3 protein-coding genes are annotated in these 1,982 nt (G+C 52.8%); 1 reads left to right on the forward strand and 2 read right to left on the reverse strand.

The annotated features are described in order from the left end of the window. On the forward strand, positions 1-385 hold a 385-nt coding region (locus D457_RS36820; protein WP_204367495.1), incomplete at its 5' end, for a hypothetical protein. Between the two features lie 555 nt (positions 386-940). Here D457_RS36820 and D457_RS35265 read toward each other — a convergent pair. Continuing rightward, the gene (locus D457_RS35265; protein ID WP_083926919.1) at positions 941-1,420 is read right to left on the reverse strand and encodes an SUKH-3 domain-containing protein; all 480 of its coding nucleotides are present in this window, start codon (positions 1,418-1,420) and stop codon (positions 941-943) included. Positions 1,421-1,432: 12 nt separating this feature from the next. Beyond that, the gene (locus D457_RS37870; RefSeq protein ID WP_394297056.1) at positions 1,433-1,876 is read right to left on the reverse strand and encodes a YwqJ-related putative deaminase; all 444 of its coding nucleotides are present in this window, start codon (positions 1,874-1,876) and stop codon (positions 1,433-1,435) included. Positions 1,877-1,982: the final 106 nt, after the last annotated feature.

A 1,982-nucleotide genomic window follows, 5' to 3' on the forward strand; every position in this document is an offset into this window, starting at 1 on the left:
ACACCCGGCTGCCCACCGCACCCGCGATACGACCACCGATCGCACCAGAGCAGTTCAGCTACTGAAAAAATCACCCGTGTGTCCGATCAGCGGGACAGGAATTCCGTTTCCCCAGGCAGACCAACCAGGAGTAAAAAAATGCCCCTTCAAGGCCAAACCGAAAGCACCAAGGAAAACATGGGACTCGACCCATGGGATAAATTCTCGGAAAAATTCTGAAAAATCTTCCTTCGTTGCTTTTTCTTTACTCCAGCATCCTAAGAAATGGGAGTTTCCACTCTCGGGGTTTATCACACAGATCCAGGATCTGCTCCATCGATCCGCATCACCTTGCGCGACACAGATCAACAGAACCCCTACTCCATCGAAAGAGATCGATTCATAAACATTCATCTTGATATCAGGAATTCAATCAGCGCGCCTGGACTCATAACTCCAGACTGGACTCTGGACGCAACCTCTGCAGTTCTGCCTTGGTCATTTGTGACCAGTACGAACATTACCGCTCACCGAGAATAAAACAGCCCCGCCCAAGGGATGGTGTTGCTTCAACTGATGGACACTACGTTCCCCAGGTCATGGCCACCCTACGCAACACCGCGATCGCTCTGCTCTGATCGGCCCTGTTCGACAACATCGCCGAGGCTAACCGTCACATAATCCTAAACGAGATGCGCCGAATCATATTCCTACAGACCTGAGTTTTCCGGGACCCTGCGGTCTGACCCAAGAACTAACCTTCTGAATGCTTACCCATAAATCGACAGGCCTGCCAATATTCATGTCACCAACACCTCGATTTGGATCGAACTCAAGTCTCACTCCACCCCTCCAGAAATGGTTGCCACTCCGACAATTTATCTGCATCGGTCTTTTCAAGACCTTACCCAATCCGGGAATCCCGTAATTAGCGGAAGCAGAGAAGGATGTGACTGCCATGTCAGGCACCAGGCACGCCGGGAACCTCTTCCGGACGAATTCCCCTGACAAGACACTCAATCGCTTCCCTGGGCCCACCAAAATCGACCCCAAGGTGATTTACAGAGAACCTACTCAGTTCATTGTCCACAACATAGACTAGACTCCGCTCATCCATTGCCAAAAAGGCTTCCCCTTCATTGTACTCACCAAGGGGAGACAGTACCGAATCTATTTCTCTAGCCCATCCATTGAACCTGTCACTCTCACCCGAGCACAACATGGGGTCAAAGTTTACAGGGCATTTTGCGATATTGACACCCGAACCTCTCACCCCCAGAGCGACTCCATGGAATTCTGCAAGAAAAACCTTCGCTGGAAAATGATAGAAAAATCCTTCTGATTCCAGCGAATTTATACATTCTTCAATATTTACGCTCCTTCGGGGATACCACCCACACTCTCGAAGAAGAGCATCCACGGTTCCTGAATAAAAGGTCAAACCGCCTCCAAGCTAACCTGTCACAAACTTCAGATTAAAATGCTCCACCAGAGATGAGCAGCTGGAGCAGGCTCCCACACCAACCCCGTGGCTCTCATGCGTCACACGAGACCTAACTGTTACTGCCGCTGCCGTGGCTCCGTACGGATCCCTGCCGGTTGACAGAGCCTCTGTGAGGCATAGGGCCAAACCACATCTTCCATGGCCCCGGCCTCTCTGCGAAGCAGGCACTCTGGACAGAATCTCTCCGACTTTGGAGTGCAGGGTCGGCTGGCCGCCACGAACACTTGCATAAGCGATAGGAGCACCCCCATCGCCCAGGTCGATCGCTTCGGCCACTGCGGGGCGCAATCTGCCCGGAGTAACCTGAGTCGCGTCGTTCGCGATATTTCTCGCAGCATTGAGTGCGGCTTCACCGCCGCAGTTGTGGTTGAGGAGATCGAGGTCTCCTGCCATCACATGGTAGGTGTGCACCCCCTGAACCGTCAGGTTGTGAACCTGCGACGGTTGCGTGTCCACCTCGACCGCGGAGATCTGCACCCACGTACCGGACGAGGTCTGC

The organism is Nocardiopsis valliformis DSM 45023 (genome assembly GCF_000340985.1).
Taxonomy (GTDB): Bacteria; Actinomycetota; Actinomycetes; order Streptosporangiales; family Streptosporangiaceae; genus Nocardiopsis; species Nocardiopsis exhalans.

Bases quoted from the DNA above. Each gene is read 5' to 3' on its own strand.
- D457_RS37870 (WP_394297056.1), bottom strand. From the start codon at position 1,876: ATGGCAGGAGACCTCGATCTCCTCAACCACAACTGCGGCGGTGAAGCC.